The organism is Methylobacterium sp. J-077 (genome assembly GCF_022829365.1).
GTDB lineage: Bacteria > Pseudomonadota > Alphaproteobacteria > Rhizobiales > Beijerinckiaceae > Methylobacterium.
This window is the reverse complement of record NZ_JAKSYJ010000220.1, coordinates 26,048-51,781: the sequence shown is the minus strand read 5'-3', so window position 1 is coordinate 51,781 and position 25,734 is coordinate 26,048. Positions and strand designations below refer to the sequence as shown.

Here is a 25,734-nt window from a genome sequence, read left to right as displayed (position 1 = left end):
CGTTGCGCGGTGCTTGGCTGATCGGGGCTCTGATGCTCGCCGGACCCGCTTGCGCGCAGACGCCCCCGGCGCCGGCGGCCGCGCCCTCCTCGCCCCTCGACAATTACGCCGAGGCGGCGGCGACCACGATCATCGCCGAGCAGTCCTGCCCGGGCATCCAGGTGAAGGCCGGCCAGTTGACGACCCTGCGGCTCGCCACCCGGGTCGTGGCGGCGCAGGAGGCGACCCTGCAGGAGAAGCTGCGGACCCGGGCCACGCAGGTCCGGCAGCAGCTCGCCGTCGACGGGCGGGAGGCGTGGTGCGCGCAGGCACTGGCCGCGTTCGGCCCGCAGGGCAGCGTCGCCAAGGGCATTCTCGCCACCGGCGCGCCGATCCGCTGACCCGCTTCAGGATTGACACGGGGCGACCCCGCCCCTACTGACCCGGCATGGCGCGCGGCCTCCTCGACGAGGTCCGCGCGTTTCGCGTTGTCCGGGTCCGCCCGCGCAATGACTTCAAACAAGAAGCCGGTCCAGGGGCAGCCGCCCCGGAGGCCGTTCGAGAACACGAGAGCAACGATGTTCGCAGTCATCAAGACGGGCGGCAAGCAGTACCGCGTCGCCGCCAACGACACCATCACCATCGCCACCCTGCCGGGCGAGGCCGGTGAAACCGTGACCTTCGGTGAGGTCCTCCTGTTCGCCGACGGTGCGGGCGCGACGCAGGTCGGCGCGCCGACCCTGTCGGGCATCAGCGTCACGGGCGAGATCGTGAGCCACGGCCGCGACAAGAAGGTGATCGCCTTCAAGAAGCGCCGCCGCCAGAACTCGCGCCGCAAGCGCGGCCACCGCCAGCACCACACCGTGGTGCGCATCACCGGCATCTCCGCGTGATCGAGCGCGGGCCCCAGGCGAGGCCCGCGATCCGCGCGACCCACACGCATTCGGAGCAGATCCCATGGCACACAAGAAAGCAGGCGGCTCGTCCCGCAACGGCCGCGACTCGGAAGGCCGGCGCCTCGGCGTCAAGAAGTTCGGCTCGGAGGCCGTGATTCCGGGCAACATCATCGTGCGCCAGCGCGGCACCAAATGGCATCCCGGCAGCAATGTCGGCATGGGCAAGGACCACACGCTGTTCGCGCTGGTCCCGGGCCATGTCCGCTTCGAGACGCGCCGCGGGCGCGCCTTCGTAGCCGTAACCCCGCTGGCCCAGGCCGCGGAATAACAGGCGGGCGCCCGAGCGGCGAAGCTGGCGTCCCGCCCGGTGTCCCACACCGGACCGGAGACGTCGATGCCGAGCCCCTGACGGGACGGATCGGACGGAACACCGGGGAGGATGGGGCACCATCCTCCCCTTCGTCGTCTTGAGGCGGTGCCCCGGAGCCGGGAACGCCGCCCTGCGAGGGCACGATGTTCCCCGATCTCACCCGCGACGACGTCTTCCGGATCGAGACGCGCCGGCTATGGCTACGCTGGCCGACGGCGAAGGACAAGGATTCGATCCTCAAGCTCGCCGGCGACCGCTCTGTTGCCGAGATGCTGGCGCGGGTGCCGCACCCGCTGCCGGCCCCCGTGGTGGACACCTTCGTGCTGCAGGCCCGCGCCGAGAACGCGGCCGGCGCGGGACTCACGCTCGCGCTGGCCAAGCGCTCGGCTCCGACGAGCTTGATCGGCGTGATCAGCATCCACCCCGGCACCGATACCGTCCCGGAACTCGGCTACTGGCTCGGCCAGCCCTATTGGGGCGCCGGCCTGATGCGCGAGGCGGTGCGGGCCCTGTGCGATGCCTTTTTCGCCTATGCGGGCGGGACGGACCTCGCATCCTCGGCGCGGACGGAGAACCCGGCCTCCCGGCGCGTGCTGGAGGCTTGCGGGTTCGCGCAGATCGGCACCGGCACGAAGCCGTTCCCGGCCCGGGGCGCAGACCTGCCTGTGGACCTGTTCCACCTGGATCGAGGGCGTTGGCAGGCGCTGGCCGCCGAGGCGGCGCTGACGGAAGCCGCCTGAGCTGGACGGCTTCGAGACCGGCGATTGCCGGTGCTCGTTGACGGAACAACGGTGCGGGTCGCGGATCCGCATCCTGGAGCAACGTCCCGAAGGGTTTCGGACTTTCGGAAAAAGACGATGCCATTTAGATACTTAGAGCATCGGCTCGGATCCGGCATCCGGGACGATGCTCGAAAAGGGATAGAGCCGTGAAATTCCTCGACGAAGCCAAAGTCTATGTCCGCTCCGGCGACGGCGGTCCCGGCTGCGTCGCGTTCCGGCGGGAGAAATTCATCGAGTTCGGCGGCCCGAACGGCGGCGATGGCGGCCGCGGCGGCGATGTCTGGGTGGAGTGCGTCGAGGGCCTCAACACCCTGATCGACTACCGCTACCAGCAGCACTTCAAGGCCAAGAAGGGCGAGCACGGCATGGGCTCGAACTGCCACGGCGCCAACGGTGCCGACGTGGTGCTGAAGGTGCCCGCCGGCACGCAGATCCTGGCCGAGGACGGCGAGACGCTGGTCGCCGATCTCACCGAGGTCGGCCAAAGGATCCGGCTGGCCAAGGGCGGCAATGGCGGCTTCGGCAACGCCTATTTCACGACCTCCACCAACCGCGCGCCGAAGCACGCCAATCCCGGCCTGGAAGGCCAGGAGATGTGGATCTGGCTGAGGCTCAAGCTGATTGCCGATGCCGGCCTCGTCGGGCTGCCCAACGCGGGCAAGTCCACCTTCCTGGCGAGCGTCACGGCGGCCAAGCCGAAGATCGCCGACTACCCGTTCACGACCCTGCATCCGGGCCTGGGGGTGGTGCGCTCGGACAACCGCGAGTTCGTGCTCGCCGACATTCCCGGCCTGATCGAGGGCGCCCACGAGGGCGTCGGGCTGGGCGACAAGTTCCTGGCCCATGTCGAGCGCTGCCGGGTGCTGCTGCACCTCGTCGACGGCACCAGCGAGCATGCCGGCAAGACTTACAAGCTGGTCCGCGGGGAGATCGAGGCCTATGGCAACGGTCTGGCCGACAAGCCCGAGATCGTGGCGCTCTCCAAGGCCGATGCGCTCGATGCCGAGACCCTGAAGAGCCAGGTCGCCAAGCTGAAGCGCGCCGCCGGCCGGGCGCCGCTGGTCCTGTCCTCGGCGAGCCGCAAGGGCGTCCCGGAGGCGCTCCGGGCGATCCAGACCGAGATCGATGCCAGGGCAGCGGCAGATGCTGAGGCGCGGCCGATGGTGGCTTGGCAGCCGTGAGCGACGGCGCGGTGAGCTTCGGATAGCCTGTCGTCGCGCGAATTGATCGCCGAGACGACGACGATGGCCGCTCTTGTCGTACAGAATGACGAGGCGGTGAGCCTCGCGCGCGCGTTGGCGGAACGCCAGAGCACCTCGGTCGATGAAGCGGTGTCACGGCCCTACGCGCGGCGCTGAAAGCATCGGACGATAGCGAACAGCCGAAACAGCGGCTTCCACCGCCTGACACCGAATCGATGACCCCGGAGCAGAGAGCAAGGTACAAGGCGATTCTCGAACTCGCCCGTACCGTAGCTGCCAAAAAGCCTGGCGGAATGTCGCGGCACGACGACCTGTACGACGACTTCGGCTTGCCGACACGATGATCGCCCAGACCATCGCTCTGGATACATCAGCCATCTTCGCCGTCCTGGCGCTTGAGCTGGAAGCGGCACTGTTCACGGCTCTGATCGCTCGCCGGCGAACGCTGATCGGTGTACCGACGCTCGTTGAGGCGCGTCCGGTGATGGAACGGCTTTCCCACGAGCCTGCGATTGATCTGCGTGGCTTTCCAGGGCGAGTCGGCGCGACAATTGTCACGTTCGACAATGCCAGGCTCGAAGCGGCCGCCGCAGCCTTTCATCACTGCGGAAAAGGCGGCGGTCACCCCGCCCAGCTGAACCTCGGCGAATGGCTGTCCTACGCCTTCGCCAAGGTCCATGCGGTGCCCCTCCTCTTCAAGGGCAACGCCTTTCCCCACACCGATCTCGTGCCCGCCTCCGGCGCGCCGTCCTGAAGCCCTCTTCCGGCCCCGGCATCGACGAGGAAAGGCGGAATTCGCCACCGCGAACCCCAACCCTCCCTTTCCTTGGCGCAACAGCAATCAGCCCTGCTTCAGCTTCGTGATCGTGTCCGCCGGTACGCCGGCGAAGTTGTTCGCCAGCAGGTAGCGCGGGCTCGCCTTGACCCAGGCGTTGAGGTCGATCTCCTCGAACTTGCCGTTGTCCCAGGTCTGGACGATCTCGAGATCCTCGGTGCCGATATTCTTGATGGCGTGGCCGAACCCCATCGGGATGTAGGCGACGTCGCCGGCCGTGAACTCGGCGACCTTGCCGCGGCCGCCGGAGCCGAACGACGCGACCTGGCCCTTGCCCTTCAGGTAATAGTGCCACTCGTTGGCGTTCACGTTCCAGTGCAGCTTGCGCATCTGGCCCGGCCGGATCGTCATGATCCCGCCCGACATCGACTTCGAGACCGGCCATTCGTCCACGGTCGCCAGCCAGAAGGTGCCGCCGTCGAATTCACGCACCGCCCGCGGATCCTTCAGCAGCCGGAACTTGTGGGTGGATTCCTTCGGCCAGGGCGCGTCGAGGGCATCCGAGATCGGGATCACCGGACCGGCCTGGATGTAGGCTTCACCCTTGGGGAACGCGTCGAACGCCTCCGGCGTCAGGCCGAAATCCATGGCGAGCATGTCCTTCGGGGTGACGTCGATCCAGTCGGTGATCGAGAAGGTGCCGTGCTCGGAGAAGGCGCCGTTGTCGAAGGACAGGATGAAGTGGCACGGCTTGTCGCCGATGGTCTGGATCGAGTGGCCGTGGCCCTTCGGGAAGAACCACAGATCGCCCGGCTCGTAGTTGTTGATCTCACTGGCGCCCGACGGATCGAGCACCACGGTCTGGCAGCGGCCGTCGATCACGTAGGCCCACTCGGCCGCGATGGCGTGCCAGTGCAGCTCGCGCGAGGCCCCGGGATCGAGGAACATGTGGACGCCGGCAATTCCCTTGCTGATCGGGAACTGATGAACGGTGGCCTCCTTGGCCCAGCCGCCCGAGGTGACCTTCGGGACGTTGCCGTCGAGGGAGAAGTGGAAGTCGGGCATCGCGCCGACATCCTTGGGGTCGTGGTAGGCGACCTGGGCCCCCGGGGGCAGCTGCTGCACGTCGCGGCCGAAGCCACCGGCGCCGGGGGCGCCGTGGTCGTTCGCCGTCGCGGCGGCATGCTGCGTAAGCGTAACGAGACCGCCGGCGCCGAGGGCGGCAGTCCCGAGAAACGCGCGTCGATTGGCGTCCATCTGTCTGGCTCCTGTCCGTCAGATCGAGGCAGGGCCATACTGGAATTTTGAATGCCAGATACTCACGAGGTCGTGAGGGATGATTACAGAAGGGCGGACATGTGCCGCAGGCTCTGCGCGAACGCGCCGACGCGCCTCCGCGGAAACGCCGCTGTTCAAGCGCGCGGACTTCGTCCAAACCGCACCACGTCACCTGTTTCAGCGAAGCGTTATGATCCCGGCCCTCGAAGAATTCCGCCGCGTCGTCATCAAGGTCGGGTCGGCCCTGCTGGTTGACCGCAAGGCCGGCCGCCTGCGCCATGCCTGGTTGGCGGCTCTGGTCGAGGACATCGCCGAGTTGCATGGCTGGGGCGTCGACGTGCTGGTCGTGTCCTCCGGCAGCATCGCGCTGGGGCGGACGGTGCTCGGCCTGCCGCCCGGGATCCTCAGGCTGGAGGAGAGTCAGGGCGCGGCCTCAGTCGGCCAGATCACCCTGGCCCGGCACTGGGCCGAGGCGCTCGGGCACCACGGAATCGTGGCCGGGCAGATCCTGGTGACACCGCAGGATACCGAGGAGCGCCGGCGCTACCTCAACGCCCGGGCTACGGTGCTGAAGTTGTTGGAGATGCGCGCCGTCCCGGTGGTCAACGAGAACGACACGGTGGCGACCTCCGAGATCCGCTACGGCGACAACGACCGGCTTGCGGCCCGGGTCGCCACGATGATCGATGCCGACGTGCTGGTGCTGTTCTCCGACATCGACGGCCTCTACACCGCGCCGCCCCAGTCGGACCCGGAGGCCCGCCACCTGCCGGTGGTGGAGCGCATCACGCCGGAGATCGAAGCGATGGCCGGCGGGCCGGCCTCGGACCTGTCCCGGGGCGGCATGCGCACCAAGGTCGAGGCGGCCAAGATCGCGGCCTCGGGGGGGACGCATCTCGTCATCGCAGATGGGCGGGGCAAGAACCCCCTGAAAGCGGTGCGCGAAGGTGCGCGCTGCACCTGGTTCCTCTCCGGCTCGACGCCCACCGCGGCGCGAAAGACCTGGATCGCCGGCTCCCTCGAACCGCGCGGGACGCTGACCATCGATGCCGGCGCCGCCAAGGCGCTGCTTGGCGGCGCCAGCCTTCTGCCGGTGGGTGTCCGGGCGATCGAGGGGAGTTTTTCCCGGGGCGACGCCGTGATGATCCGTGATCCCGACGGCCGCATGCTCGGCCGCGGCCTCGTCGCCTATGACAACGCCGAGGCCGCGCTGATCATCGGCCACCCGAGCGCGCGCATCCCCGAGCTGCTCGACTATCCGGGCCGTGCCTGGATGGTGCATCGGGATGATCTGGCACTGTTTTAGACTGGACTGATTCTGATCAAATATAGTCTCATCGTGAATCGCGCGATCTCTGTCACGTTCGGCGGTTCAGCACACTTGTAGGCCTGTCGCTCGATGTGCAAATACGGCCTCATCCCTTTTTGGGCCGGTTTTTGCGGCCCTCGAACACCGAGGACGCCAGCGTGCCCGTCCTGAACCTGAGATCCGATCTCGCCGCGGCCGATGCCCTGCCGGAGCAGATGGCGGCGATCGGCCGTCGGGCGCGCGTCGCCGCCCGGCGCATGGCGCTCGCCTCGGCCCAGACCAAGGACCAGGCACTTCGGTTCATCGCCGAGCGCCTGCGGGCCAACGCGGACGAGATCCTGCGGGAGAACGCCCGCGACGTCGCCGCCGCCCGCCAGGCCGGCCAGAGCGCCGCCCTGGTCGACCGGCTCGCCCTCGATGCCGGCCGCCTCGCGTCCATCGCCGAATCCGTCGAGAAGGTCGGCGCCCTGGCCGATCCGGTCGGGCGCCAGCTCGCCGCGATCGAGCGGCCGAACGGCCTGCTGATCGAGCGGATCGCCGTGCCGCTCGGCGTGATCGGCGTGATCTTCGAGAGCCGCCCGAACGTCACCGCCGATGCCGGCGCACTCTGCCTCAAGGCCGGCAACGCCGCGATCCTGCGCGCCGGCTCCGACAGCCATCGCAGTGCCCTGGCCATCGCCAAGGCGATGAGTGAGGGCCTGGCCGAGGCCGGCCTGCCCGCCGACGCGATCCAGCTGGTGCCGACTCGGGACCGCGCCGCGGTCGGGCTGATGCTCGGCGGCCTCGACGGCTGCGTCGACGTCATCGTGCCCCGGGGTGGACGCGGCCTGGTCGAGCGCGTCCAGGCCGAGGCCCGGGTGCCGGTCTTCGCCCATCTCGACGGCGTCAACCATGTCTACGTCGCGGCCGCGGCTGACCTCGACATGGCTCTCGCCGTGCTGCTCAACAGCAAGATGCGGCGGACCAGCGTCTGCGGCGCTGCCGAAACCCTGCTGGTCGACCGCGCCTGCGCGGCGACCCACCTCGCCCCGCTGGTCCGCACCCTGCTCGATGTCGGCTGCGCCGTGCGCGGCGATGCCGAGACCCAGGCGGTCGATCCGCGAGTCACGGCGGTTTCGGAAGACGATTGGCACACCGAATATCTCGACGCGATCATCGCGGTGCGCGTGGTCGACGGGATCGCAGCGGCCATCGAACATATCGAGACCTACGGCTCGCACCACACCGACGCGATCATCACGGGGGACCGCTCCGAGGCCACCCGCTTCCTGGCCGAGGTCGATTCGGCGATCGTGACCCACAACGCCTCGACTCAGTTCGCCGATGGCGGCGAGTTCGGCTTCGGCGCCGAGATCGGCATCGCCACCGGGCGCATGCATGCCCGTGGGCCGGTGGGCGTCGAGCAGCTGACCACGTTCAAGTACCGCGTCCACGGCAGCGGCCAGATCCGTCCGTGATCCCACGCGAAGTCCCGGCGTGCGGCTGACCCTGCCGCCGAGCGCCCCCGGCATGCGGATCGGCCTCTACGGCGGATCCTTCAATCCCGCCCATCACGGCCACCGCCACGTCACCGTGACGGCGTTGCGGCGCCTCGGGCTCGACCGGGTCTGGTGGCTGGTCAGCCCCGGCAACCCGCTGAAGAGCCGGATCGCCCTGCCCTCGGTCGCCGCACGCTGCACCCAGGCTCGGGACATCGCACGGCACCCGCGGATCGCGGTGACCGGGATCGAGGCGGCGCTTGGGGTGCGCTTCACGGTCCAGACCCTGCGCTACCTGACCCGCCGTTGCCCAGGCGTGCATTTCGTCTGGATCATGGGGGCGGATTCGCTCGGCAATTTCCACCGCTGGAAGGGCTTCGCCGAGATCGCCCAGCTGGTTCCGATCGCGATCATCGACCGGCCCGGCTTCACCATGACGCCGCTCAGCGCCCGGGCCGCCCATCGACTCGCCGGGGCCCGGGTCTCCGAAGACGTGGCCCAAACCTTGCCGATGCGTCCGCCGCCGGCCTGGGTCTTCCTCCACGGGCCCCGATCGCCCCTGTCCTCCACCGAGATTCGCAACGGCCGGCCCGGCGCTTAGGCCCTCCGCACGCGACGCAGTTGCAATCGCGGCCCGATACCGCCAATTTCGTACCGGTTCGCGTGCCCGGAGAGGGCGGCGCGCCATCACGAGGAATCAGGACGCTGCCCGAGACCATCCGCACGGAGACCATCCGCACCAATGCCCCCGTTCCGGAAGAGCCCGGGATGGCACGCTCGGACGACCTGAAGGCGCTCGCCCTCTCCTGCCTCGACGAGATGAAGGCGGAGGAGACGATCGCGATCGACCTCATGGGCAAGACCTCGCTCGCCGATACGATGATCATCGCGTCCGGCCGGTCGCAGCGCCATGTCGGCTCGATCGCCGACAAGTTCATCCAGGAGATGAAGAACCGCGGTTACGGCAATGCCCGGGTCGAGGGCATGCCGGCCTGCGACTGGGTGCTGATCGATGCCGGCGACGTGCTTGTGCACATCTTCCGCCCGGAAGTGCGCGGCTTCTACAATCTCGAGAAGATGTGGGGCGCGGACCGGCCGCTGGGTATGGCGGCGGACTAGCGGTTCGCCAACCCGCGCCGTCATTGCGAGCGTCGCGAAGCAATCGAGGGTAGCGCGCGATCTCGGGATGTAGCGCGTCATTCGGTTGCTTCGGTGCGATCGCAATGACGGTGAAACAACCACCGTCCCGACGCAGCAAGAGACCCCTCCCCCGTGCGCCTCGTCCTGGCAGCGATCGGTCGGTTGAAGGCCGGCCCGGAGCGCGAGCTCGCGTCACGATATCGCGACCGCGCCGCACAGCTCGGTCGCGGCATCGGCTTTCCCGGCTGTGACGGCGTCGAAATCGTGGAATCCCGTGCCCGCCGGGCGCCCGATCGCTGCGCCGAGGAGGCATCCGCACTTCTCACGCATCTGCCCCCCGGCGGCGTACTGGTGGCCTATGACGAGCGCGGGCGCTCGGATCTCACCAGCGAGACCCTGGCGGAACGTGTCGCCGCCTGGCGCGATGCGGGCCGGCCGGCCCTGGTGGTGGCGATCGGCGGCCCGGACGGCCTGGATGCCTCAATTCGGACGAAGGCGGAGCTGATCCTGTCCTTCGGGGCCGCCACCCTGCCCCACGGACTCGTGCGCGTGCTCGCCCTGGAACAGATCTATCGCAGCCTGACCATCCTGGCCGGCCACCCGTATCACCGCGGCGAGCCGGGCTGAGCCATCGTGCGGTTCGATAGCCTCGCCGATGCCGTCCGACAGCGTTCAATTCTCCGCGCGCTTGCGCTGGTCGCGCTGGTCGGCGCGGCCGGCCCGTCGCGGGCCGAGGACCCTGCCCCCAACCCCGAAGCCGAAAAGATCCAGCGTGCCACCGAGGAGCGCGAGCGGCGGGCCGAGAATCTGAAGCGCGTCCAGGACGCGCTCTCTGCCAGTGCCGGCCAGCGGGCGCAGTTCGAGGGTGAGATCGCGGCGATCGGATCGGATCGGGCCAAGCTCGACAGCGCCCTGCTCGATGCCGGGCGGCAGGCGCAGGCCACCGAGGACCGGTTGAGCCGCCTGGAAGAGCGCCTGAAGGCGATGACCGAGAGCGAGGCCGCGATCCGGCGCTCGCTGCACGCCCGCCGCGGTGTCGTCGCGGAGATCCTGGCGGCACTGCAGCGGATGGGTCGGCGCCCGCCGCCGGCGGTGCTCGTGAGCCCCGAGGACGTGCTGGCGGTGATCCGAACATCGATGCTGCTCGGCGCCGTGGTTCCGGAATTGCGGGGCGAGGTCGACACCCTGGCTGCGGATTTAGCCGAGATGATCCGCCTGCGCGGCCTGATCGCGCAGGACAAGGAAGGGCTCGCCAACGATCTCGCCGGCTGGGCGCGCGAGCAGCAGCGCCTTCAGGCCCTCGTCACCGCCCGTCGGGCTCGACAGGCGGAGGTAGAGAGCGGGCTGAGTGCGGAGCGCAAGCGCGCCGCCGAGCTCGGCGCCCAGGCCAAATCCTTGAAGGACCTGCTCGACCGAACCGAAGCCGAAGTCGCGGCGTCGAAGCGCTCGGCCGAGGAGGCGAAGGCCGCGGCCGAGCGCGAGGCCAGAGCGACGCAGGAGCGTTTCGCCGCGGCCGGCTTCCGGGATCCGGCTCGTCTGGCCCCGAAAGTGCATTTCGCAGAGGCGCGGGGCGAAGTGCCGCGGCCGGTCAGCGGGCGGCTGGCGCGGGGCTTCAACCAGCCCGATGGCAATGGCGGGACCACCCGCGGCGTCTCCTTCACGACGCGGCCGAAGGCGCTGGTCTCCTCACCGGCCGACGGCTGGGTGCAGTTCGCCGGGCCGTTCCGGTCCTACGGGCGTCTCTTGATCATCAACGCCGGCGATGGCTACTATCTTCTGCTGGCGGGGATGGATCAGATTAGCGTAGAGGTCGGCCAGTTCGTTCTCGCGGGGGAACCCGTGGGTAGCATGGGCGAGGGGAACGCGGGTCCGCCTGGATCCGACGGCGAGCCGACCCTCTACGTCGAGTTCAAGAAGGATGGCGGCTCCGTCGATCCGGATCCGTGGTGGGCGAAGAGCCCCAGTGACAAGATACTTGGCGAGAAGGTTCGCGGCTGATGCGCAAGACATCCCTGATCATGCTCGGCGCCTTCCTGGGTGCCGGCACCTCCATGGTGGCGACCCAGACCGACTTCCTGTCGGGCCCGCGGGCGGTCGCCGCCTCGGCCGAGACCTATCGCCAGCTCAGCCTGTTCGGCGACGTCTTCGAGAAGGTCCGCACCGACTACGTCGAGAAGCCGGACGAATCGAAGATGATCGAGGCGGCCGTCAACGGCATGCTGACCTCGCTCGACCCGCATTCGAGCTACATGGACGCCAAGGCGTTCCGTGACATGCAGACCACCACCCGCGGCGAGTTCGGCGGGCTGGGCATCGAAGTCACGATGGAAGACGGCCTGATCAAGGTCGTCACCCCGATCGACGACACCCCGGCCGCCAAGGCGGGCCTGCTCGCCAACGACATCATCACGCAGATCGACGACGATCAGGTCCAGGGCCTGACCCTGAACCAGGCGGTCGACAAGATGCGCGGCCCGGTGAACTCGGCCGTGAAGCTCAAGATCTCCCGCAAGGAGGCGAAGGACCCGATCGACGTCACGCTCACCCGCGACGTGATCAAGATCAAGCCGGTGCGCTCGAAGGTCGAGGGCGGCGACGTCGCCTATATCCGCCTGACCCAGTTCAACGAGCAGACCTTCGACGGCATGCGGGCGGCGATCGAGAAGCTGTCGGGTGAGATCGGCGCCGACAAGCTCAAGGGCTACGTGGTCGACCTGCGAAACAACCCGGGCGGCCTGCTCGACCAGGCCGTGATGGTCTCGGACGGCTTCCTCGACCGCGGTGAGATCGTCTCGACCCGCGGCCGCAACCCGGACGAGACCCAGCGGTTCTCGGCCAAGGCCGGCGACCTGACCAAGGGCAAGCCGGTGGTGGTGCTGGTCAACGGCGGCTCGGCTTCGGCCTCGGAGATCGTGGCCGGTGCCCTGCAGGATCACAAGCGCGCGACGATCATGGGCACGCGCTCCTTCGGCAAGGGCTCGGTGCAGTCGATCATCCCGCTCGGTGGCTCCGGTGCCCTGCGGCTCACCACGGCGCGCTACTACACGCCGTCCGGCCGTTCGATCCAGGCGAAGGGCATCGAGCCGGATATCGAGGTGCTGCAGGATGTGCCCGATGAGCTGAAGGGCAAGGACGAGACCAAGGGCGAGGCTGGGCTGAAGGGCCACCTGAAGCAGAAGGATACCGACGAGCGCGGCGGCTCCTCCGCCTACATCCCGCCGGACCCGGCCAAGGACAAGCAGCTCCTCTCGGCGATCGACTTCCTGCACGGCATCCAGAAGGGCGCCGCCAACGGGACCCAGGCGCCGCAGCAGCAGAAGCCCAGCGTACCGAACTGATTTTTTCGCCGACCCAAGTCCCAAAAAAGAAACCCCGTCCGGCAGGGCTGCCGGGCGGGGTTTTTCGTCGGCCCTCGAAACGTTAGCGGAAGATTAACCATACCGGCCGGCAATGCGGGCTGGGATTCACGCCGCTGCTATGGGGCGTGGGACGCGCGCCCGCATCGAGTGCCGCTTGACCGAGTCCACCGACGATATCCTCACGCGCCCCCTTGGGGTGAAGGAGGCCAAAGTGCTCGAGCGGCCCCTGGGCCGGTTCGGACGCCTCGTCGCGCCGCTCCGTCGGCCGAAGATCGCGGCCGGCGCGATCCTGGGTGCGCTGCTTGCCGCCTGCGGGCTGGTGCTGGCGCTCGGTGATCCGCAGGGCGGCGAGCCGCGCGTCGAGGTCGCCATCACGATGCGCGAACCTCCGGCACGCCCCGCTCCGGTCCCGGTGGCGACGTCCGAGCCGCACGGCGCGGTGGTCGTCAACGCAGGGGGCTCGCAGCAGCGCAGCGCCGAGGAGATCGAGACCGCGTCCGGCGTCACGGTGGTGCGTCCGCCGGGCTCCGGCCCGAGCGAAGCCGTGGTGATCCGGGTGCCGCCGGCCAGCGCGCCGCGCCTCGCAGCCGCGCCGGATCCGCGGATCAGCGAGCAGGGCCGCCACGGCACGATGCCGAAGCTCGGCGAAGGCCGGGTCCGCGCGCTGGACGTCTACGCCCGCGCCGAGGAGCCCGGTACCGGCCCCCGGATCGCGATCCTGGTCACCGGCCTCGGGGTCGGCCAAGCCGCCACTGCGGGCGCCACCGTGCGCCTGCCGCCTGCCGTGAGCTTGGCCTTCCTGCCCTACGGCGCGGAAGCGGATCGTTCGGCCGCCCGCGCCCGGGACGCCGGCCACGAGGTCTTCCTGCAATTGCCCATGGAGCCGTTCGACTATCCCGACAGCGATCCTGGCCCCCAGACCCTGCTCACCGCCCTCAAGGGCCTGGAGAATGCCGACCGCCTCGCCTGGTCGCTCGCGCGCATCTCCGGCTATGTCGGCGTGGCGAATTTCATGGGCGCCAAGATGATGGCCGATCCGGCCTTCGAGCCGGTCCTGCGCGAGATCGGCGCCCGCGGCCTCGGTTTCCTGAACGACGGCACCGGCCCGAAGCCGGCGCTGACCAACAAGAACCGCACGCCGGTCGCCCGGGCGGAACTTGTCCTCGACGCGGTGCCCCGCGCCGACGCCATCGACGCGGCGCTCGCTCAAGCCGAAGCAAGGGCCCGCGCCACCGGGTTCGCCCTCGTCTCAGCCAATGGTGCGGCGCTCAGCGTCGACCGGATCGCCCGCTGGGCCCGGGACCTCGACAGCCGCGGCATCCGCCTGGTCCCGGCGAGCGTCGCCCTGCGCGGTTCCCTCGAGAAGCGTGTCAGCACCGCCAATTGACCGCGTGCTTTCGGTGCCGGCGGCGTTGCCGCACGACTTGCGCCTGACCTATGGTCGCCCGCGATGACCACAGATTCCGACTCGGGCGCCGCGCTGCCCTACCGCCCCTGCGTGGGCGTCGCGCTGATCGCGCCCGCGGGCGGCGTCTTCGTCGGGCGCCGGACCAAGGATGCCGGCCCGGAGCACGTCGCCGGCCCCTACATGTGGCAGATGCCGCAGGGGGGCATCGATCCCGGCGAGGATCCCGAGACGGCCGCCCGCCGGGAGCTCCAAGAGGAAACCAACGTGCCGCCGGACGCGATCCGGCTGCTCGGCGCAATTCCGGACTGGCTCGCCTACGACCTGCCCCCGGCGGTGGCGACGCAGGCCTGGAAAGGGCGCTATCGCGGCCAGACCCAGAAATGGTTCGCCTACGGCTTCCTCGGCAGCGAGGACCTTATCGACGTGCTGAGCCCCGGCGGCGGGGCCCACAAGGCCGAGTTCGATGCCTGGCGCTGGGCGCGCTTCTCCGAGCTTCCGGACCTGATCGTGCCGTTCAAGCGCCCGGTCTACGAGCGTGTGGTCGAGGCCTTCGCCGGCCTCGCAACCTGGGCGACCGAGACCGGGGCGGTCAAGCCGTGACGCCGCGGGCGGGATCGTAACGTGGTGCGCTGGCTCGCGGTCCCGCTCGGCCTAGCTGTGGCGTGGCTCGCCTTCACGGCGAGCCCGCTCTGGTCACTCTACGACCTGTCGCAGGCCGTGCGCCGGCACGATGGGGCCTACATCGAGACCCACGTGAACTTCCGGACGCTGCGGCTGTCCCTGGTGCGCCAGATCACCGGGGCGGTGCGTGCGGCCTCCGACACCGACCTCGATCTCGAGCCCCGCGACCGGCAACGCCTGAACGACGTGGCCTATGGCCTCGCCCTGGCTTTGGCCGAGACCCTGGTGACACCCGAAACGGTGATGGACCTGCTCGACAACGGCTGGCCCGACAAGCTCGATATCGAGCGCCCCGCCGCCCTCAAGCCGGAGGGCCTGAAGATCCGCAGCGCCGGGCGGCTCCTGCCCTATTACGCCGCCCTGGAGATGCGCGGATTCCGGGCCGTGGTGATCCCGATCCCGCCCGAGGCTCCCCGGGCCGAGCGCACCCGGATCCGCCTGCGGCTGCGGGGCCTGAGCTGGCGGCTGGTCGACATCGAGATGGCCGACATCCTGCGCGAACAGATCGCCGCCAAGCTGGGGCGGGCGCTGGCCCGGGCGAAGCTCGGGGCGAGCGCCGGTGAGGAGCGGTAGGGGCGCTTTCGATCGGGTGACTGTCGCGGCACGACGACCTCACCGCGCGCGATTATCGCTCAAATTCCTGTCCTCGACCGCAGGACAGGGGGGATCATTGGGAGAACCCTAAACCGGGGTGCTTGAGGTGTCTCCCGCCGTCAGTTCGCCTTCGCGGCCGGTGCCTTCGCCGTGGCCGGCGCCTTCTCGTCCGCCGGCACCTTGGCCTTCGGCTCGCGGGCCTCGACAAGGCTCTCCGCCTCGTCCTCGTCGGTGTCGCCGCCCCGGACGATGGTCTTGTCGGGGTTGGCAAGCAGCGACTTGGCGATGCCGAGCAGGACCTCGCACTCGCCGGGAAACTTGTATGTCTCCAGCACGATCGCCGCGTCGCGCAGCGTGCGCAGGTCGCGCACCGTCTGGGCGTTGGCGTCCTCGCGCAATTCTTTCTTGGCGGCGATCGCCTCCTCGATCTGGGCGCCCTTCACGTCGCAGGCCGCCCGGGCCGGCACCGCGGAGGCCGTCATGGCGAGGACGAGGGCGGGTGCGATCAGGGGGCGCCGCATGGCGGGATTCCTCGGACGGTCCAGGGGTCAGGCGTGGTGGTGCGCGGCGCGCAGGATGTCGTTGGTGAGTGCCACGAGCTGGCTGGGGCGGTACGGCTTCGGGACGAACACCGATGCGGACACGGCGTCGGCGGCCGGAAGGCAGGCGCGCCCCCCGGACGTGTAGATCACCGGCAGGTCCGGGCAGAAGCTCCGGGCCCGGCGCGCCAGCGTCAGACCGTTCGTGTTGCGGGCGAGGTCGATATCGGTGAAGAGCATGTCCACGCTCTCCCGCGCCAGGATCGCCTCGGCCTCCCAGGCATCCGCGGCGGTGAGCACCCGATAACCCTCTTCGAGAAGCGCCTCGGCGGCCAGCTCGCAGACGGTCGGCTCGTCCTCGACCACCAGGATGGTCGCGGCGGCCGAATCCAGGGCGGGCATGGACGGGCAGGCGAAGGCGGCGGCGAACGACATCATGACGCAACTCCCACTCACCCGGCGGGGGCGCGGTAGCCCCGTGCCGGATCGAAGGAGCAACGGGCCCCTCCGCCCCGGCGTTCGCCGTGATTGCATCGAATTGCTCGGACTTGGTGCACGGCCCGTTAACCCCGCCCCGGCGCAGGTGAACGGAGCGGCCGAAATGGTTAACGGTGCGTTACCGAGACGCTTCGGGAGAACGGATCCGTGAACCGGTCCTGGCAATTGGGCACCGGCTTGGTCCTCACGGGCCTGGCCGGCTACGTCGATGCGCTGGGCTTCGTGCGGCTCGGCGGCCTCTACACCTCGTTCATGAGCGGCAACACCACGCAGCTCGCTGTCTTCGGCGCGCAGGCCCAGCCGCACCGGATGCTGATGCCGGCGATCCTGCTGGCCGCCTTCCTGACCGGCTCGATCCTCGGCAGCGGGCTGGCGATCCTGGTGCCGCAGCGCTGGACCACCCCGGTGGTGCTCGCCTACGAATCGCTGCTGATCCTCGGCGGCCTGGCCCTCGGTCTCGCTACCCCGGAGCTCGGGCTCGCCGCGTTCTTCGTGGCCGTCGCCATGGGCACCCAGAACGCCGTGCTGGCTCAGGTGCAGGGTTTTCGGGCCGGCACCACCTTCGTCACCGGCGCCCTGTTCAGCCTGGGGCAGAAGATCGCCAAGGCGCTCACCCGCACGGGCGCGCCGTTCGGCTGGATCGGCGATGGGCTGGTCTGGTTGTCCCTGCTGCTGGGCGCCTATCTGGGGGCGCTCGCCTACGAAGCGTTCGCCCTCTACGCCCTGATCGCGCCGGCGGCGGTCTCGGGGGTGCTCGCGCTGATCACCGCGTTCTTGGTCCTGCGCGCCGGCCAGCGGGGCACGAAGGTCGAGTATCCATGAGCGATTCCGTCAGCCATCCGTCCCTCACCAGCCACGTCGCCCCGCTGGAGCTGGGCGCCCACGTGGTCGCGGCGCATTTCCTGAAGGATGCCCCGGCCCTGGCACTGAGCGACGGCACCGTCGTACTCGTACAGGGCGACGACCGCACCCGCATCGCCGCCCATCCCGACAGCGGGATCCTGGTGGCGGCCGGAAGCCAGGACCGCCTGGTCACGGGAGGCGACGACGGCCGTGTGGTCGAGATCCGGGCTGGCGGTGTCACCCAGGAACTCGGCACGGCCAAGGGCGGCGCCTGGATCGACGCCCTGGCGCTGCACCCGGACGGTTCCGTGGCCTGGTCCGCCGGGCGCGCGGTGGTCGCCCGGGACGCCAAGGGCCGGGAGAAGAGCTTCACCGCCCCGTCCACCGCTCGCGGCCTGGTCTTCGCCCCGAAGGGCTACCGACTCGGCGTCGCGCACTACAACGGCGTCAGCCTGTGGTTTCCGAATCTGGAGACCCCCGCCGAAATGGTGACCTGGAAGGGCTCCCATATCGACGTGACCTGGTCGCCGGACGGCCGCTTCGTGGTCTCGACCATGCAGGAGAACGCCCTGCACGGCTGGCGCCTGCAGCCGGATCGCGGCCACATGCGGATGTCGGGCTATCCCGGCAAGGTCCGGTCGGTGTCGTGGTCGTCGGACGGGCATTGGCTCGCTACCGGCGGCGCCGAGGCGGCGATTGTCTGGCCGTTCGATTCCAAGGAAGGCCCCACCGGCAAGGCTCCGCGGGAATGCGGCGTCCGCCCCGCCCGGGTCTCACGGGTAGCGTTCCACCCGAAGGCGCCGGTGCTGGCGGTCGGCTACGAGGATGGCTGCATCCTGCTGGTGCGCTTCACCGACGCCTCGGAGTTGCTGGTGCGGCCGGCGGTTCAGGGCAGCGGCATCACCGCGCTGGCCTGGGACGCGCGCGGCAACCGGATGCTGTTCGGCTGCGCCGACGGCAAGGCCGGCCTGCTGACGCTGCCCGCTTGAGTTTTTGTCACCTGGCGACAGCCATGCTTTGTTTCCGCTGCATCGAGTCGCCCGGCTGGAGGGTCTGACGTGTTCCGCGTGTTCCGCACTTTCGGCCTCGCCCTCGGCCTGCTCGGCGGCGTGATCGCCGCGCAGGCGCCCGAATTCGCGCAGCAATACGCGCAGCGGATCGGCGGCGCCGTCGACGAGTTGCGCCGGCAGGTGGCGGTGCTCGAATCGGACGCGCAGGCTTCCGGCACCACTCGCGACGGCGCGGTCGACCGGCTGCGCGCCAACCCCGACCAGCTCGTGGCCCGGCGCGGCGAGGCCGCCCAGGCCGACATCGCCCGGCTCGCTCGGCTGAGTTCCCAGCAGCAGGCCCTGGCCTCGGCCACGAGTCCGCTCGGCCGGGTGGTCGCGATGCTGCGCGATCCGGATGTCCCGGTGGCACACGCGGCCTATCAGGACTTCAGCCCGGCGGTCCCGACCAATGCCGATGGGCTCGCGGCCGGGCTGATCGGGTTCCTGGCCGCCTGGGGCGGCTGGCGCGTGCTCTCGGATGTTGGCCTGCGCCTGGTGCGCCGGCGCCCCCGGGAGACCACGCGGACCGCCTGAACCGGCGGCGGATCGGGATGAGCGGACCCGGGAGTGTTGCTCAGGGTCTACAGCGGCTTGCGCGGGGCTTGCGTATCGAACGTGATCCGGCCGCCTCGGTCCGGGAGAAGGCGCAAGATGCCGCGCGCGTCGAACTCCACCACGATCGATCCGGCGCTCGACGCCGCCGCCCTGCTGCGGCGCATCGGCTTCTTCGGCCTGTTCGTCATCCTGCCGGTGCTGGCGCAGGTCGCCCGCCGCGCCACCGTGATCCTGGCGCCGATCGCCGTGGTGCTGCTGATCATCGCCAGCGCGATCGACCGGCGCCAGCGCCCGGTGCGCCCGGCCGTGTCCCGGCTCCTGACCGCGCCGGCCTTCCTGGCCGGCATGCTGGTGGTGCTGTGGTCAATCCTGTCGCTGACCTGGACGCCGTTCTTCGGCCCGGCGGTCGAGCGGCTGGCCAACCTCGCGGCGACGATCGGGCTGGCGCTGCTCGGCTATTTCGCCCTGCCCGACCGGATGCGCTCGGCGAACCTCTACCTGCTGCCGCTGGGGGTCGTGGCCGGCTCGATCGTGGCGATCGTGCTCGGGTTGTTCGGCGCCCATCTAGCGCCCCCCGGCATCGACGACGACGGCGCGCTCGACCGCGGCCTGATCCTACTGATCCTGCTGGTCTGGCCGGCGCTCGCTTGGCTCCGGTCCCGGCGGCGCGACCGCGAGGCGCTTGGGCTCGCCCTGCTGGTCGCCCTGGCGCTGACGGTCCAGCCGGACGCCACGCAGATCGCCGCCCTGGCGGTGGGAGCGCTGGCCTTCGCGGTGACGAGCTACCGGCCCAAGCTGGGGGTGACCCTGACCGCGACCGTCTCGGCCGCGCTGCTGGCCGTGGCGCCGCTGCTGCCGTTCCTGGCCCGCCCGATCGGCGCCGCCCTGCTCGGGCCGCTGTCGCCGGCTGCGCTGTCGCTGAAGAGCTGGCAGAAGGTCGTGACTACCGACCCCGTGCGGCTCATCACCGGCCACGGCTTCGAGACAGCCCTGCGCGGGCGCCTGGTCGGGTTGGTACCCCTGAACGCACCGAACACGGCCCTGTTCGAGTTCTGGTACGAGCTCGGGATCGTCGGCGCGCTGGCCGCCGCCTTCGCGCTCTACGCGTCGATCCGCCGGGGCGGCCGGGACATCCCGGCCCTGGTCCCGGGGGCGATGGGCTGCTTCGCCGCCGCCTTCACGGTGGCCTGCCTCGGTGTCGGCCTCACGGCGATCTGGTGGCTCAGCATCATCGCCATCGCCATCGTGGTGTTCGTGGCGGTGGAGCGCGGCCAGTTCCGCACCAGCCGCCCGAAGGTCGCCAAGCTCCACCGGCTGCGCGAAAGCTAGAGCATCGTCCCGAAAGGTGGTTGCCGGCTTCGGAACAAGACGATGCGACTCGGAATGCTAGTGCCGCAGGAAGCCGTGGAGTCGGATCCAGGCCAGGAACAGACCCGGCCAGGCGGCGGCCGGCGTTCCCGGGGCGCCGAGCCCAAACCCATGGCCGCCGCGCTCGAACAGGTGCAACTCCGCCAGCACCCGCGCCTTGCGCAGCGCCGAGAACATCAGCAGCGGATGGTCGGCGACCGCCACCGGATCGTCGATCGCCTGAACCAGAAACGTCGGGGGCGTCTCCGGCCCGACCTGGAGGTCGACCGAATAGGTCTTCATCTCGAACGGGGTGACCTCGTCGCCGACCAGGATCCGGCGCGTGGCGGTCCGATCGAACGGCTTGCGCATGGTGATGACCGGGTAGATCAGTCCGGCCAGGATCGGCCGCACCGGCTGCGCGTCGGACTCGTCCACGGGCGCGTAGAGGTTGCTGGCGGTGCCGACGGCGGTCTCGCCCATCAGGTGGCCGCCTGCCGAGAAGCCGAGCACGCCGACCCGGGCTGGGTCGATGCCGTATTCCGGGCCGCGCGCCCGCACCAGCCGCAGGGCGCGCTGCGCGTCCTGCCTGGGCGCGTCGGGGCCGGACCCCCACCCCTCCGCGGGCAGGCGATAGACCAGCAGGAAGACCGTGATGCCCGCCGCGTTCAGCACGCGCCCGACCGGCACGCCCTCGTTGCCCAGCGCGATGAACTGGTAGCCGCCCCCGGCCGCCACGATGATCGCCGCACCGTTGGGATTGGCCGGCCGCATCGCCAGCAGGCAAGGCTTGGCCACCCGGGTGACGTCGCCCGAAACACCCTCGACGTAGCGGTAACCGTCTGCCTCGGGCCCCTTGCCGCCCCCCGGCGGATCACCGGGCCACAGGTCAATGACCTGCAGATCCGCCCCGGGCAGCGAGCGCGGGAGGGCGCGGATCGACTCGTGCGGCGCCGGCTCCGGGGGATTTTCCTGGGACTTCGCCCCGCGCAGGCCGAGAGCGGTGCTCAGGCCTGCCAGCAGGAGACGGCGGTCGAGGTGCATGAACCGGTCCCGCGCGTCGCTCAGAATCGGGTCCGGACGACGCCGCGGACGGGTTCGGGCATGGCGATCTCCTGACACATCCCTCGCCCAACGCCGCGAGACGGGGGCGTGGTTCCGGAGAAGCGCCGTCTCAGCTGCGCCGGGTGATCACGGAGACGTAAAAGCCGTCGGTGCCGGTCCGCAGCGGGGTCATCTGCAGGCCGTGGGCGGTCTGGCGCACGGCGGCTGCCAGGCTCGGCGGGCCGGCAGCCAGCACGGTCTCCGCCGGCACGGCATCGAAGCGTCCGCGCCAGCGCGACAGCAGCCCGGCCACGGCCGCGTCGTTCTCGGCGGGCAGCAGCGAGCAGGTGATGTAGACGATCCACCCGCCGGGCCGCACCAGCTTGGCCGCCCGGTCGAGGACCTGGGACTGCTCGGCGATGCGCAAAGCTAGGCTGCCGGGGCGCAGCCGCCACTTGGCGTCCGGGTTGCGCCGCCAAGTCCCCGAGCCGGTGCAGGGAGCGTCGACCAGCACCCGGTCGACCGTGCCGTCGAGATCCTCAAGCACGTCGGCCCGGGCCCTGCCGCTGCGCGGCGTGCGCACCTCGACTGTGGCCCCGGACCGGCGCAGGCGCTCGTGGATCGGCGCGAGCCGGCGCGGATCGCCGTCGGTGGCGATCAGCCTGGCGCCGTTCTTGGTCTGAGAGGCCAGCGCCAGGGTCTTGCCGCCGCCGCCGGCGCAGAGATCGACGATGGTCTCGCCGGCCTGCGGATCGGCCAGCAGGGCGGCGAGCTGCGAGCCCTCGTCCTGGATCTCGTACCAGCCGTCCAGGAACTCGGGCTCGACATGGAGCGCCGGGCCGCGGCCGTCGGCGCCAATCGGGATCCGGACGCCGAGTGGCGCGTGCGGGGTCGGGGCGGCCTCGTATCCGGCGAGCGCCGGCATCAGGTCGTTCCGGCCGCCGCGCAGGGCGTTGACGCGTATGTCGAGGGGCGCACGCCGGGCCAGCGCCTTCAATTCGGGGATCAGGTCGTCACCGAGCGCCGCGGTCAGCTCGGGCAGCACGAAGGCCGGAGCATCGCCCGCCACCTCGGGCGGAGCCTCCTCCAGCGTCCCGGATTCCAGGCGCGCGCGCTCGTCGTCGCTCAGCGGCTCGGGGGCGAAGCGCTCGCCCGAGAACAGGGCGGCTACCGAGGCGGCGGCGAGCCCCTGCTGCAGCCGTAGGGAGCCGATCAGCACTGCACGCGGCGCCTCCGAGCCCATGATCCAGGCGGCGGATGCCCGTCGGCGCAGGGCGTCGTAGACCAGGCTGGCGATCCCCGCCCGATCGCCGGAGCCGGCGAAGCGATGCGCGAGGCCCCAATCCTTGAGCGCGTCAGCGGCCGGACGGCGGCGCTCCGTGATATCGGTCAGGACTTCGATGGCAGCGGAGCAACGGGCGGCGGGGGTCAGGGTCCGGATCCTTTTGAATGGGTCGAGGTCGACGCGAAACGGCCACGCTTGGCCCACGATGCCGCCACGGTACGGCCGAGCTTCCAGCACGATCCTGGCTCAGACCGGATCGTGGGTGGTCCCGCGACACGGGGCCGGCCCGTGTCGTATGGCATCCTCCCGCCGCGGACCAGTGCGTTCCGCCAAAGGGGCATGCCCGGGAGTGCCTCAGCTCATGTCGTCCGTCGTTCGCTTGACCCTTGCCGGGCTCGTCGCCGCCACCCTCGCCGCCTGCGCGAGCGCCCCGGCCGCCCCCGATCTCACCCCGCCGCCGCGCCGGCCGGTCGATGCCAAGACACAGCTTGAATACGGCAACCCGCCCCCGCCGCCGCCCGGCCGCTACTGAGGGCCCGATGCGGGACGCGGCTCAGGCCGCTTCCCGCGTCCGCCGGGCCTCGTAGGCCTTGAGCCCCGCATAGACCTGTTCCAGCAGCGGGAACGTCGCCTCCGGGACGAGCCGGCCGGCGCGGGCGATCAGGTCGCCGATCACGTGGTCGGCCTCGATCCGGCCGCCATTCTCGATGTCGCGCAGCATCGAGGCGGTGAATGTCGAGCCCTGGGCCGTGAGCTGCGCCCGCGCCCGCTCGGCGACCACGCCGCGGGGCTCGAACCCGCTCGCCGCCGCGATCGTCGTGCACTCCGTGTGAAGAGCGGCGATGAACGCCGCGCCGCCGGGCGCCGCCACGATGTCGCCGATCGCGGCCCGCATCAGGGTCGTGGCGCCCGCGAGGCTCGCGAGGAACACCCATTTCTCCCACATCTCCAGCAGGATCACGTCGCTGAGGCAAGCCTGGAACTTCAGGCCGCGCATCAGCGCGTCGATCGCCTCGATCCGGGGCGAGCGCGACCCGTCCCGCTCGCCGTAGGTGATGCTGCACAGCTCGCTCATGTGCCGGATCGCCCCGTCCGGCGCGAGGGTCGCCGCGATGGCGCAGCAGCCGCCGAGCACCCGCTCCGCGCCGAACTTGGCGTCGAGGGCGTCGAGATGCGACATCCCGTTGAGCACCGGCAGGATCGCGGTCTGCGCCCCCACGGCGGGCGCCAAGTCGGCGAGGGCGCTGTCGAGGTCGTAGGCCTTGCACGACAGCAGCACCAGATCGAACGCGCCGGCTTGCCCCAGCGTGACGGCCGTGACGGTGGGCGGGGCGGCCAAATGCAGGTCGCCCAGCGGCGAGTGCAGCACCAGCCCGTTCGCGGCCAGCTTTTCGGCCCGGGCCGCGCGGACCAGGAAGGTCACGTCTGCGCCCGACTCGGCGAGCCGCGCCCCGTAATAGCCGCCGGTCGCCCCGGCTCCGACGATCAGCGTGCGCATTGAGTGTCTCCGGGGCTGGGTCGCCGGCCGCATCGGTTTCTTTCGACGTAGCCATCGAAGGTTGCTCGTATGGCCGAGTCAAGGCGGTGATGGAGACGCACGCCTCAGCTGAACGTGGTCCTCGTACCACGTGCCCGCTCTGTCCATTTTCTGCGATGGCAAATGAAGTGCAGGCTCCCCCCGCCAAGGGAGAGGGAGCGCTTCATGAGCGCGAAAACTCTCGCGTCAGGTCCGCGACGGGTAGTTCGGGCTCTCGCGGGTGATGGTCACGTCGTGCACGTGGCTCTCGCGCAGGCCGGCATTGGTGATGCGGATGAACTGCGCGCGCTCCTGGAAGTCCGGGATGGTCGCGCCGCCGACATAGCCCATCGCCGCGCGCAGGCCGCCGGCGAGCTGGTGCAGGACGTTGCCCACCGGGCCCTTGTAGGGGACCTGGCCCTCGATGCCCTCGGGCACGAGCTTGTGGGTGTCGTTGACCTCGGCCTGGAAGTAGCGGTCGGCCGAGCCGCGGGCCATGGCGCCCACCGACCCCATGCCCCGGTACGACTTGTACGAGCGGCCCTGATACAAAAAGACTTCGCCGGGAGCCTCGTCGGTGCCGGCCAAGAGCGAGCCGAGCATCGCCACCGAGGCGCCGGCCGCGATCGCCTTGGCGAGGTCGCCAGAATACTTGATGCCGCCATCGGCGATGACCGGGATGTCGGCCTCACCGGCGGCCTCCACGGCCTCCATCAGGGCGGTGAGCTGGGGCACGCCGACCCCGGCCACGATGCGGGTGGTGCAGATCGAGCCCGGGCCGATGCCGACCTTGATGGCGTCCGCGCCGGCATCGATCAGCGCCTTGGTGCCCTCGCGGGTGGCGACGTTTCCGGCGATCACCTGCACGGCGTTGGACAGCTGCTTCACCCGGGCGACGGCGTCGAGCACCTTGATCGAGTGCCCGTGGGCGGTGTCGACCACGATCACGTCGCAGCCGGCATCGATCAGGCGCTCGGCCCGCTCGAAGCCGCTGTCGCCCGTGGTGGTGGCGGCGGCGACCCGCAGGCGGCCCTGCTCGTCCTTGACGGCGAACGGGTAGGTGACGCGCTTCTCGATGTCCTTGACGGTGATCAGGCCGATGCAGCGGTAATGGTCGTCGACCACCAGCAGCTTCTCGATGCGGAACTGGTGCAGAAGGCGCTTGGCCTCGTCCTGCGTCACGCCCTCGCGGACGGTGATCAGCCGGTCCCGGGTCATCAGCTCGGCCACCGGCTGGGCGGAGTTGGTGGCGAAGCGGACATCGCGATTGGTCAGGATGCCGACCAGCTTGCCCCGGGAGCCGTTGGGCCCGCGCTCCACCACCGGGATCCCGGAGATGCGGTTACGCTTCATCACCTCGAAGGCGTCGGCCAGGGTTTCGTCCGGGTGGATGGTGATCGGGTTCATCACCATGCCGGACTCGTACTTCTTGACGAGACGGACCTGCTCGGCCTGCTCCGGCGGCTCCAGGTTGCGGTGGATCACGCCCATGCCGCCATTGGCCGCCATGGCGATCGCCATCGGCGCCTCGGTGACGGTGTCCATCGCGGAGGCGAGGATCGGCAGGTTCAGGGGGATCGTGCGGGTGAGCCGCGTCGCGACATTGACCTCGGTCGGCATCACCGAGGAGGCAGCGGGCCGCAGGAGCACGTCGTCGAAGGTCAGGCCCTCGATGATCGATGCGAAGTCTACTCGGGCCATGTGCCAACTTTCCTCGGACGGCCGCGCTCAGGGGGCTGCGCAGCGGGATCGGGTTGGCAAGTGCCAGTATCATGGGGTCCGCAGCCGCGCCAATGCGCCGTCGCCG

28 protein-coding genes are annotated in these 25,734 nt (G+C 70.2%); 21 read left to right on the top strand and 7 right to left on the bottom strand.

Annotated features, from left to right (window positions below):
• Positions 1–2: 2 nt before the first annotated feature.
• From MKL11_RS27590 to MKL11_RS27565, 6 genes are all read left to right on the top strand, one after another.
• Positions 3–380 carry a hypothetical protein gene (locus MKL11_RS27590; RefSeq protein ID WP_243949342.1) on the top strand — a complete coding sequence of 126 codons (378 nt, stop codon included), beginning with the start codon at positions 3–5 and terminating at the stop codon, positions 378–380.
• 177 nt (positions 381–557) lie between these two features.
• Positions 558–872: a 50S ribosomal protein L21 gene (gene rplU, locus MKL11_RS27585; RefSeq protein WP_007568206.1), complete on the top strand. Its 315-nt coding sequence runs from the start codon at positions 558–560 to the stop codon at positions 870–872.
• 64 nt (positions 873–936) lie between these two features.
• Entirely contained in the window at positions 937–1,203 is a 267-nt protein-coding gene (gene rpmA / locus MKL11_RS27580) for a 50S ribosomal protein L27 (RefSeq protein ID WP_007568208.1), read from the top strand.
• 185 nt (positions 1,204–1,388) lie between these two features.
• Positions 1,389–1,985, top strand: a complete 597-nt coding sequence (locus MKL11_RS27575; protein ID WP_243949340.1) for a GNAT family N-acetyltransferase — start codon at positions 1,389–1,391, stop codon at positions 1,983–1,985.
• Between the two features lie 188 nt (positions 1,986–2,173).
• Positions 2,174–3,208 (top strand): GTPase ObgE, encoded by a 1,035-nt coding sequence (obgE, locus tag MKL11_RS27570; RefSeq protein WP_243949338.1) that lies wholly within the window; start codon positions 2,174–2,176, stop codon positions 3,206–3,208.
• Between the two features lie 361 nt (positions 3,209–3,569).
• Positions 3,570–3,983 (top strand): type II toxin-antitoxin system VapC family toxin, encoded by a 414-nt coding sequence (locus tag MKL11_RS27565; protein WP_243949336.1) that lies wholly within the window; start codon positions 3,570–3,572, stop codon positions 3,981–3,983.
• Positions 3,984–4,070: 87 nt separating this feature from the next.
• Here the strand turns inward: MKL11_RS27565 and MKL11_RS27560 are convergent, their stop codons facing one another.
• Positions 4,071–5,261, bottom strand: a complete 1,191-nt coding sequence (locus MKL11_RS27560) for a cupin domain-containing protein (protein WP_243949334.1) — start codon at positions 5,259–5,261, stop codon at positions 4,071–4,073.
• 211 nt (positions 5,262–5,472) lie between these two features.
• Between MKL11_RS27560 and proB the strand changes: the two genes are divergently transcribed.
• From proB to MKL11_RS27510, 10 genes are all read left to right on the top strand, one after another.
• A complete protein-coding gene (gene proB, locus MKL11_RS27555; protein WP_243949332.1) occupies positions 5,473–6,588 on the top strand; it encodes a glutamate 5-kinase in 1,116 nt (371 codons plus the stop codon).
• 161 nt (positions 6,589–6,749) lie between these two features.
• A complete protein-coding gene (locus MKL11_RS27550; protein WP_243949330.1) occupies positions 6,750–8,048 on the top strand; it encodes a glutamate-5-semialdehyde dehydrogenase in 1,299 nt (432 codons plus the stop codon).
• Positions 8,049–8,100: 52 nt separating this feature from the next.
• Complete coding sequence (locus MKL11_RS27545) at positions 8,101–8,670, top strand: nicotinate-nucleotide adenylyltransferase (protein ID WP_243949405.1); 570 nt, start codon at positions 8,101–8,103, stop codon at positions 8,668–8,670.
• Between the two features lie 167 nt (positions 8,671–8,837).
• Positions 8,838–9,188 carry a ribosome silencing factor gene (gene rsfS / locus MKL11_RS27540; RefSeq protein WP_243949328.1) on the top strand — a complete coding sequence of 117 codons (351 nt, stop codon included), beginning with the start codon at positions 8,838–8,840 and terminating at the stop codon, positions 9,186–9,188.
• Between the two features lie 153 nt (positions 9,189–9,341).
• Positions 9,342–9,836, top strand: a complete 495-nt coding sequence (gene rlmH / locus MKL11_RS27535) for a 23S rRNA (pseudouridine(1915)-N(3))-methyltransferase RlmH (RefSeq protein ID WP_243949324.1) — start codon at positions 9,342–9,344, stop codon at positions 9,834–9,836.
• A gap of 6 nt (positions 9,837–9,842) precedes the next feature.
• Positions 9,843–11,207, top strand: coding sequence for a murein hydrolase activator EnvC family protein (locus tag MKL11_RS27530; RefSeq protein ID WP_409565928.1), 1,365 nt, complete (start codon positions 9,843–9,845; stop codon positions 11,205–11,207).
• Positions 11,207–12,547, top strand: coding sequence for a S41 family peptidase (locus MKL11_RS27525; protein ID WP_243949322.1), 1,341 nt, complete (start codon positions 11,207–11,209; stop codon positions 12,545–12,547). The genes MKL11_RS27530 and MKL11_RS27525 overlap by 1 nt, the downstream gene beginning before the upstream one ends.
• Before the next feature lie 175 nt (positions 12,548–12,722).
• On the top strand, positions 12,723–13,955 hold the full coding sequence (locus MKL11_RS27520) for a divergent polysaccharide deacetylase family protein (protein ID WP_243949312.1): 1,233 nt from the start codon (positions 12,723–12,725) through the stop codon (positions 13,953–13,955).
• 63 nt (positions 13,956–14,018) lie between these two features.
• Positions 14,019–14,576 (top strand): RNA pyrophosphohydrolase, encoded by a 558-nt coding sequence (locus MKL11_RS27515; RefSeq protein WP_243949310.1) that lies wholly within the window; start codon positions 14,019–14,021, stop codon positions 14,574–14,576.
• A gap of 24 nt (positions 14,577–14,600) precedes the next feature.
• A complete protein-coding gene (locus tag MKL11_RS27510; protein WP_409565930.1) occupies positions 14,601–15,230 on the top strand; it encodes a DUF2939 domain-containing protein in 630 nt (209 codons plus the stop codon).
• 140 nt (positions 15,231–15,370) lie between these two features.
• On the opposite strand, the gene MKL11_RS27505 is transcribed toward MKL11_RS27510, so the two are convergent.
• Positions 15,371–15,772, bottom strand: a complete 402-nt coding sequence (locus MKL11_RS27505; RefSeq protein WP_243949306.1) for a photosystem reaction center subunit H — start codon at positions 15,770–15,772, stop codon at positions 15,371–15,373.
• A gap of 27 nt (positions 15,773–15,799) precedes the next feature.
• Positions 15,800–16,228, bottom strand: a complete 429-nt coding sequence (locus MKL11_RS27500) for a response regulator (RefSeq protein ID WP_243949304.1) — start codon at positions 16,226–16,228, stop codon at positions 15,800–15,802.
• Between the two features lie 207 nt (positions 16,229–16,435).
• Between MKL11_RS27500 and MKL11_RS27495 the strand changes: the two genes are divergently transcribed.
• The 4 genes from MKL11_RS27495 to MKL11_RS27480 all read left to right on the top strand — a co-directional run bounded on the left by MKL11_RS27495 (position 16,436) and on the right by MKL11_RS27480 (position 20,064).
• The gene (locus MKL11_RS27495) at positions 16,436–17,110 is read left to right on the top strand and encodes a YoaK family protein (protein ID WP_243949302.1); all 675 of its coding nucleotides are present in this window, start codon (positions 16,436–16,438) and stop codon (positions 17,108–17,110) included.
• Positions 17,107–18,120, top strand: a complete 1,014-nt coding sequence (locus tag MKL11_RS27490) for a WD40 repeat domain-containing protein (protein ID WP_243949300.1) — start codon at positions 17,107–17,109, stop codon at positions 18,118–18,120. The genes MKL11_RS27495 and MKL11_RS27490 overlap by 4 nt, the downstream gene beginning before the upstream one ends.
• Before the next feature lie 69 nt (positions 18,121–18,189).
• Complete coding sequence (locus tag MKL11_RS27485; protein ID WP_243949298.1) at positions 18,190–18,714, top strand: DUF2937 family protein; 525 nt, start codon at positions 18,190–18,192, stop codon at positions 18,712–18,714.
• 117 nt (positions 18,715–18,831) lie between these two features.
• On the top strand, positions 18,832–20,064 hold the full coding sequence (locus MKL11_RS27480; RefSeq protein WP_243949296.1) for a peptide ABC transporter permease: 1,233 nt from the start codon (positions 18,832–18,834) through the stop codon (positions 20,062–20,064).
• A gap of 57 nt (positions 20,065–20,121) precedes the next feature.
• Here the strand turns inward: MKL11_RS27480 and MKL11_RS27475 are convergent, their stop codons facing one another.
• Together MKL11_RS27475 and MKL11_RS27470 are read right to left on the bottom strand one after the other, a co-directional pair.
• Positions 20,122–21,126 carry an alpha/beta hydrolase gene (locus tag MKL11_RS27475; RefSeq protein WP_243949294.1) on the bottom strand — a complete coding sequence of 335 codons (1,005 nt, stop codon included), beginning with the start codon at positions 21,124–21,126 and terminating at the stop codon, positions 20,122–20,124.
• A gap of 130 nt (positions 21,127–21,256) precedes the next feature.
• A complete protein-coding gene (locus MKL11_RS27470; RefSeq protein WP_243949400.1) occupies positions 21,257–22,615 on the bottom strand; it encodes an RsmB/NOP family class I SAM-dependent RNA methyltransferase in 1,359 nt (452 codons plus the stop codon).
• A gap of 157 nt (positions 22,616–22,772) precedes the next feature.
• Between MKL11_RS27470 and MKL11_RS27465 the strand changes: the two genes are divergently transcribed.
• Positions 22,773–22,943, top strand: a complete 171-nt coding sequence (locus MKL11_RS27465) for a hypothetical protein (protein ID WP_243949291.1) — start codon at positions 22,773–22,775, stop codon at positions 22,941–22,943.
• A 21-nt stretch (positions 22,944–22,964) separates the two neighbouring features.
• On the opposite strand, the gene panE is transcribed toward MKL11_RS27465, so the two are convergent.
• Together panE and guaB are read right to left on the bottom strand one after the other, a co-directional pair.
• Positions 22,965–23,909: a 2-dehydropantoate 2-reductase gene (gene panE / locus MKL11_RS27460; RefSeq protein WP_243949289.1), complete on the bottom strand. Its 945-nt coding sequence runs from the start codon at positions 23,907–23,909 to the stop codon at positions 22,965–22,967.
• A gap of 225 nt (positions 23,910–24,134) precedes the next feature.
• Entirely contained in the window at positions 24,135–25,628 is a 1,494-nt protein-coding gene (guaB, locus tag MKL11_RS27455; protein ID WP_243949286.1) for an IMP dehydrogenase, read from the bottom strand.
• Between the last annotated feature and the right edge of the window lie 106 nt (positions 25,629–25,734).

Coding starts and splice junctions, on each gene's coding strand:
- rplU (WP_007568206.1), top strand. CDS start 558: ATGTTCGCAGTCATCAAGACGGGCGGCAAGCAGTACCGCGTCGCCGCC.
- rpmA (WP_007568208.1), top strand. CDS start 937: ATGGCACACAAGAAAGCAGGCGGCTCGTCCCGCAACGGCCGCGACTCG.
- MKL11_RS27575 (WP_243949340.1), top strand. CDS start 1,389: ATGTTCCCCGATCTCACCCGCGACGACGTCTTCCGGATCGAGACGCGC.
- MKL11_RS27565 (WP_243949336.1), top strand. CDS start 3,570: ATGATCGCCCAGACCATCGCTCTGGATACATCAGCCATCTTCGCCGTC.
- MKL11_RS27560 (WP_243949334.1), bottom strand. CDS start 5,261: ATGGACGCCAATCGACGCGCGTTTCTCGGGACTGCCGCCCTCGGCGCC.
- proB (WP_243949332.1), top strand. CDS start 5,473: ATGATCCCGGCCCTCGAAGAATTCCGCCGCGTCGTCATCAAGGTCGGG.
- MKL11_RS27545 (WP_243949405.1), top strand. CDS start 8,101: ATGCGGATCGGCCTCTACGGCGGATCCTTCAATCCCGCCCATCACGGC.
- rsfS (WP_243949328.1), top strand. CDS start 8,838: ATGGCACGCTCGGACGACCTGAAGGCGCTCGCCCTCTCCTGCCTCGAC.
- MKL11_RS27525 (WP_243949322.1), top strand. CDS start 11,207: ATGCGCAAGACATCCCTGATCATGCTCGGCGCCTTCCTGGGTGCCGGC.
- MKL11_RS27515 (WP_243949310.1), top strand. CDS start 14,019: ATGACCACAGATTCCGACTCGGGCGCCGCGCTGCCCTACCGCCCCTGC.
- MKL11_RS27505 (WP_243949306.1), bottom strand. CDS start 15,772: ATGCGGCGCCCCCTGATCGCACCCGCCCTCGTCCTCGCCATGACGGCC.
- MKL11_RS27500 (WP_243949304.1), bottom strand. CDS start 16,228: ATGATGTCGTTCGCCGCCGCCTTCGCCTGCCCGTCCATGCCCGCCCTG.
- MKL11_RS27490 (WP_243949300.1), top strand. CDS start 17,107: ATGAGCGATTCCGTCAGCCATCCGTCCCTCACCAGCCACGTCGCCCCG.
- MKL11_RS27480 (WP_243949296.1), top strand. CDS start 18,832: ATGCCGCGCGCGTCGAACTCCACCACGATCGATCCGGCGCTCGACGCC.
- MKL11_RS27475 (WP_243949294.1), bottom strand. CDS start 21,126: ATGCACCTCGACCGCCGTCTCCTGCTGGCAGGCCTGAGCACCGCTCTC.
- MKL11_RS27465 (WP_243949291.1), top strand. CDS start 22,773: ATGTCGTCCGTCGTTCGCTTGACCCTTGCCGGGCTCGTCGCCGCCACC.
- panE (WP_243949289.1), bottom strand. CDS start 23,909: ATGCGCACGCTGATCGTCGGAGCCGGGGCGACCGGCGGCTATTACGGG.
- guaB (WP_243949286.1), bottom strand. CDS start 25,628: ATGGCCCGAGTAGACTTCGCATCGATCATCGAGGGCCTGACCTTCGAC.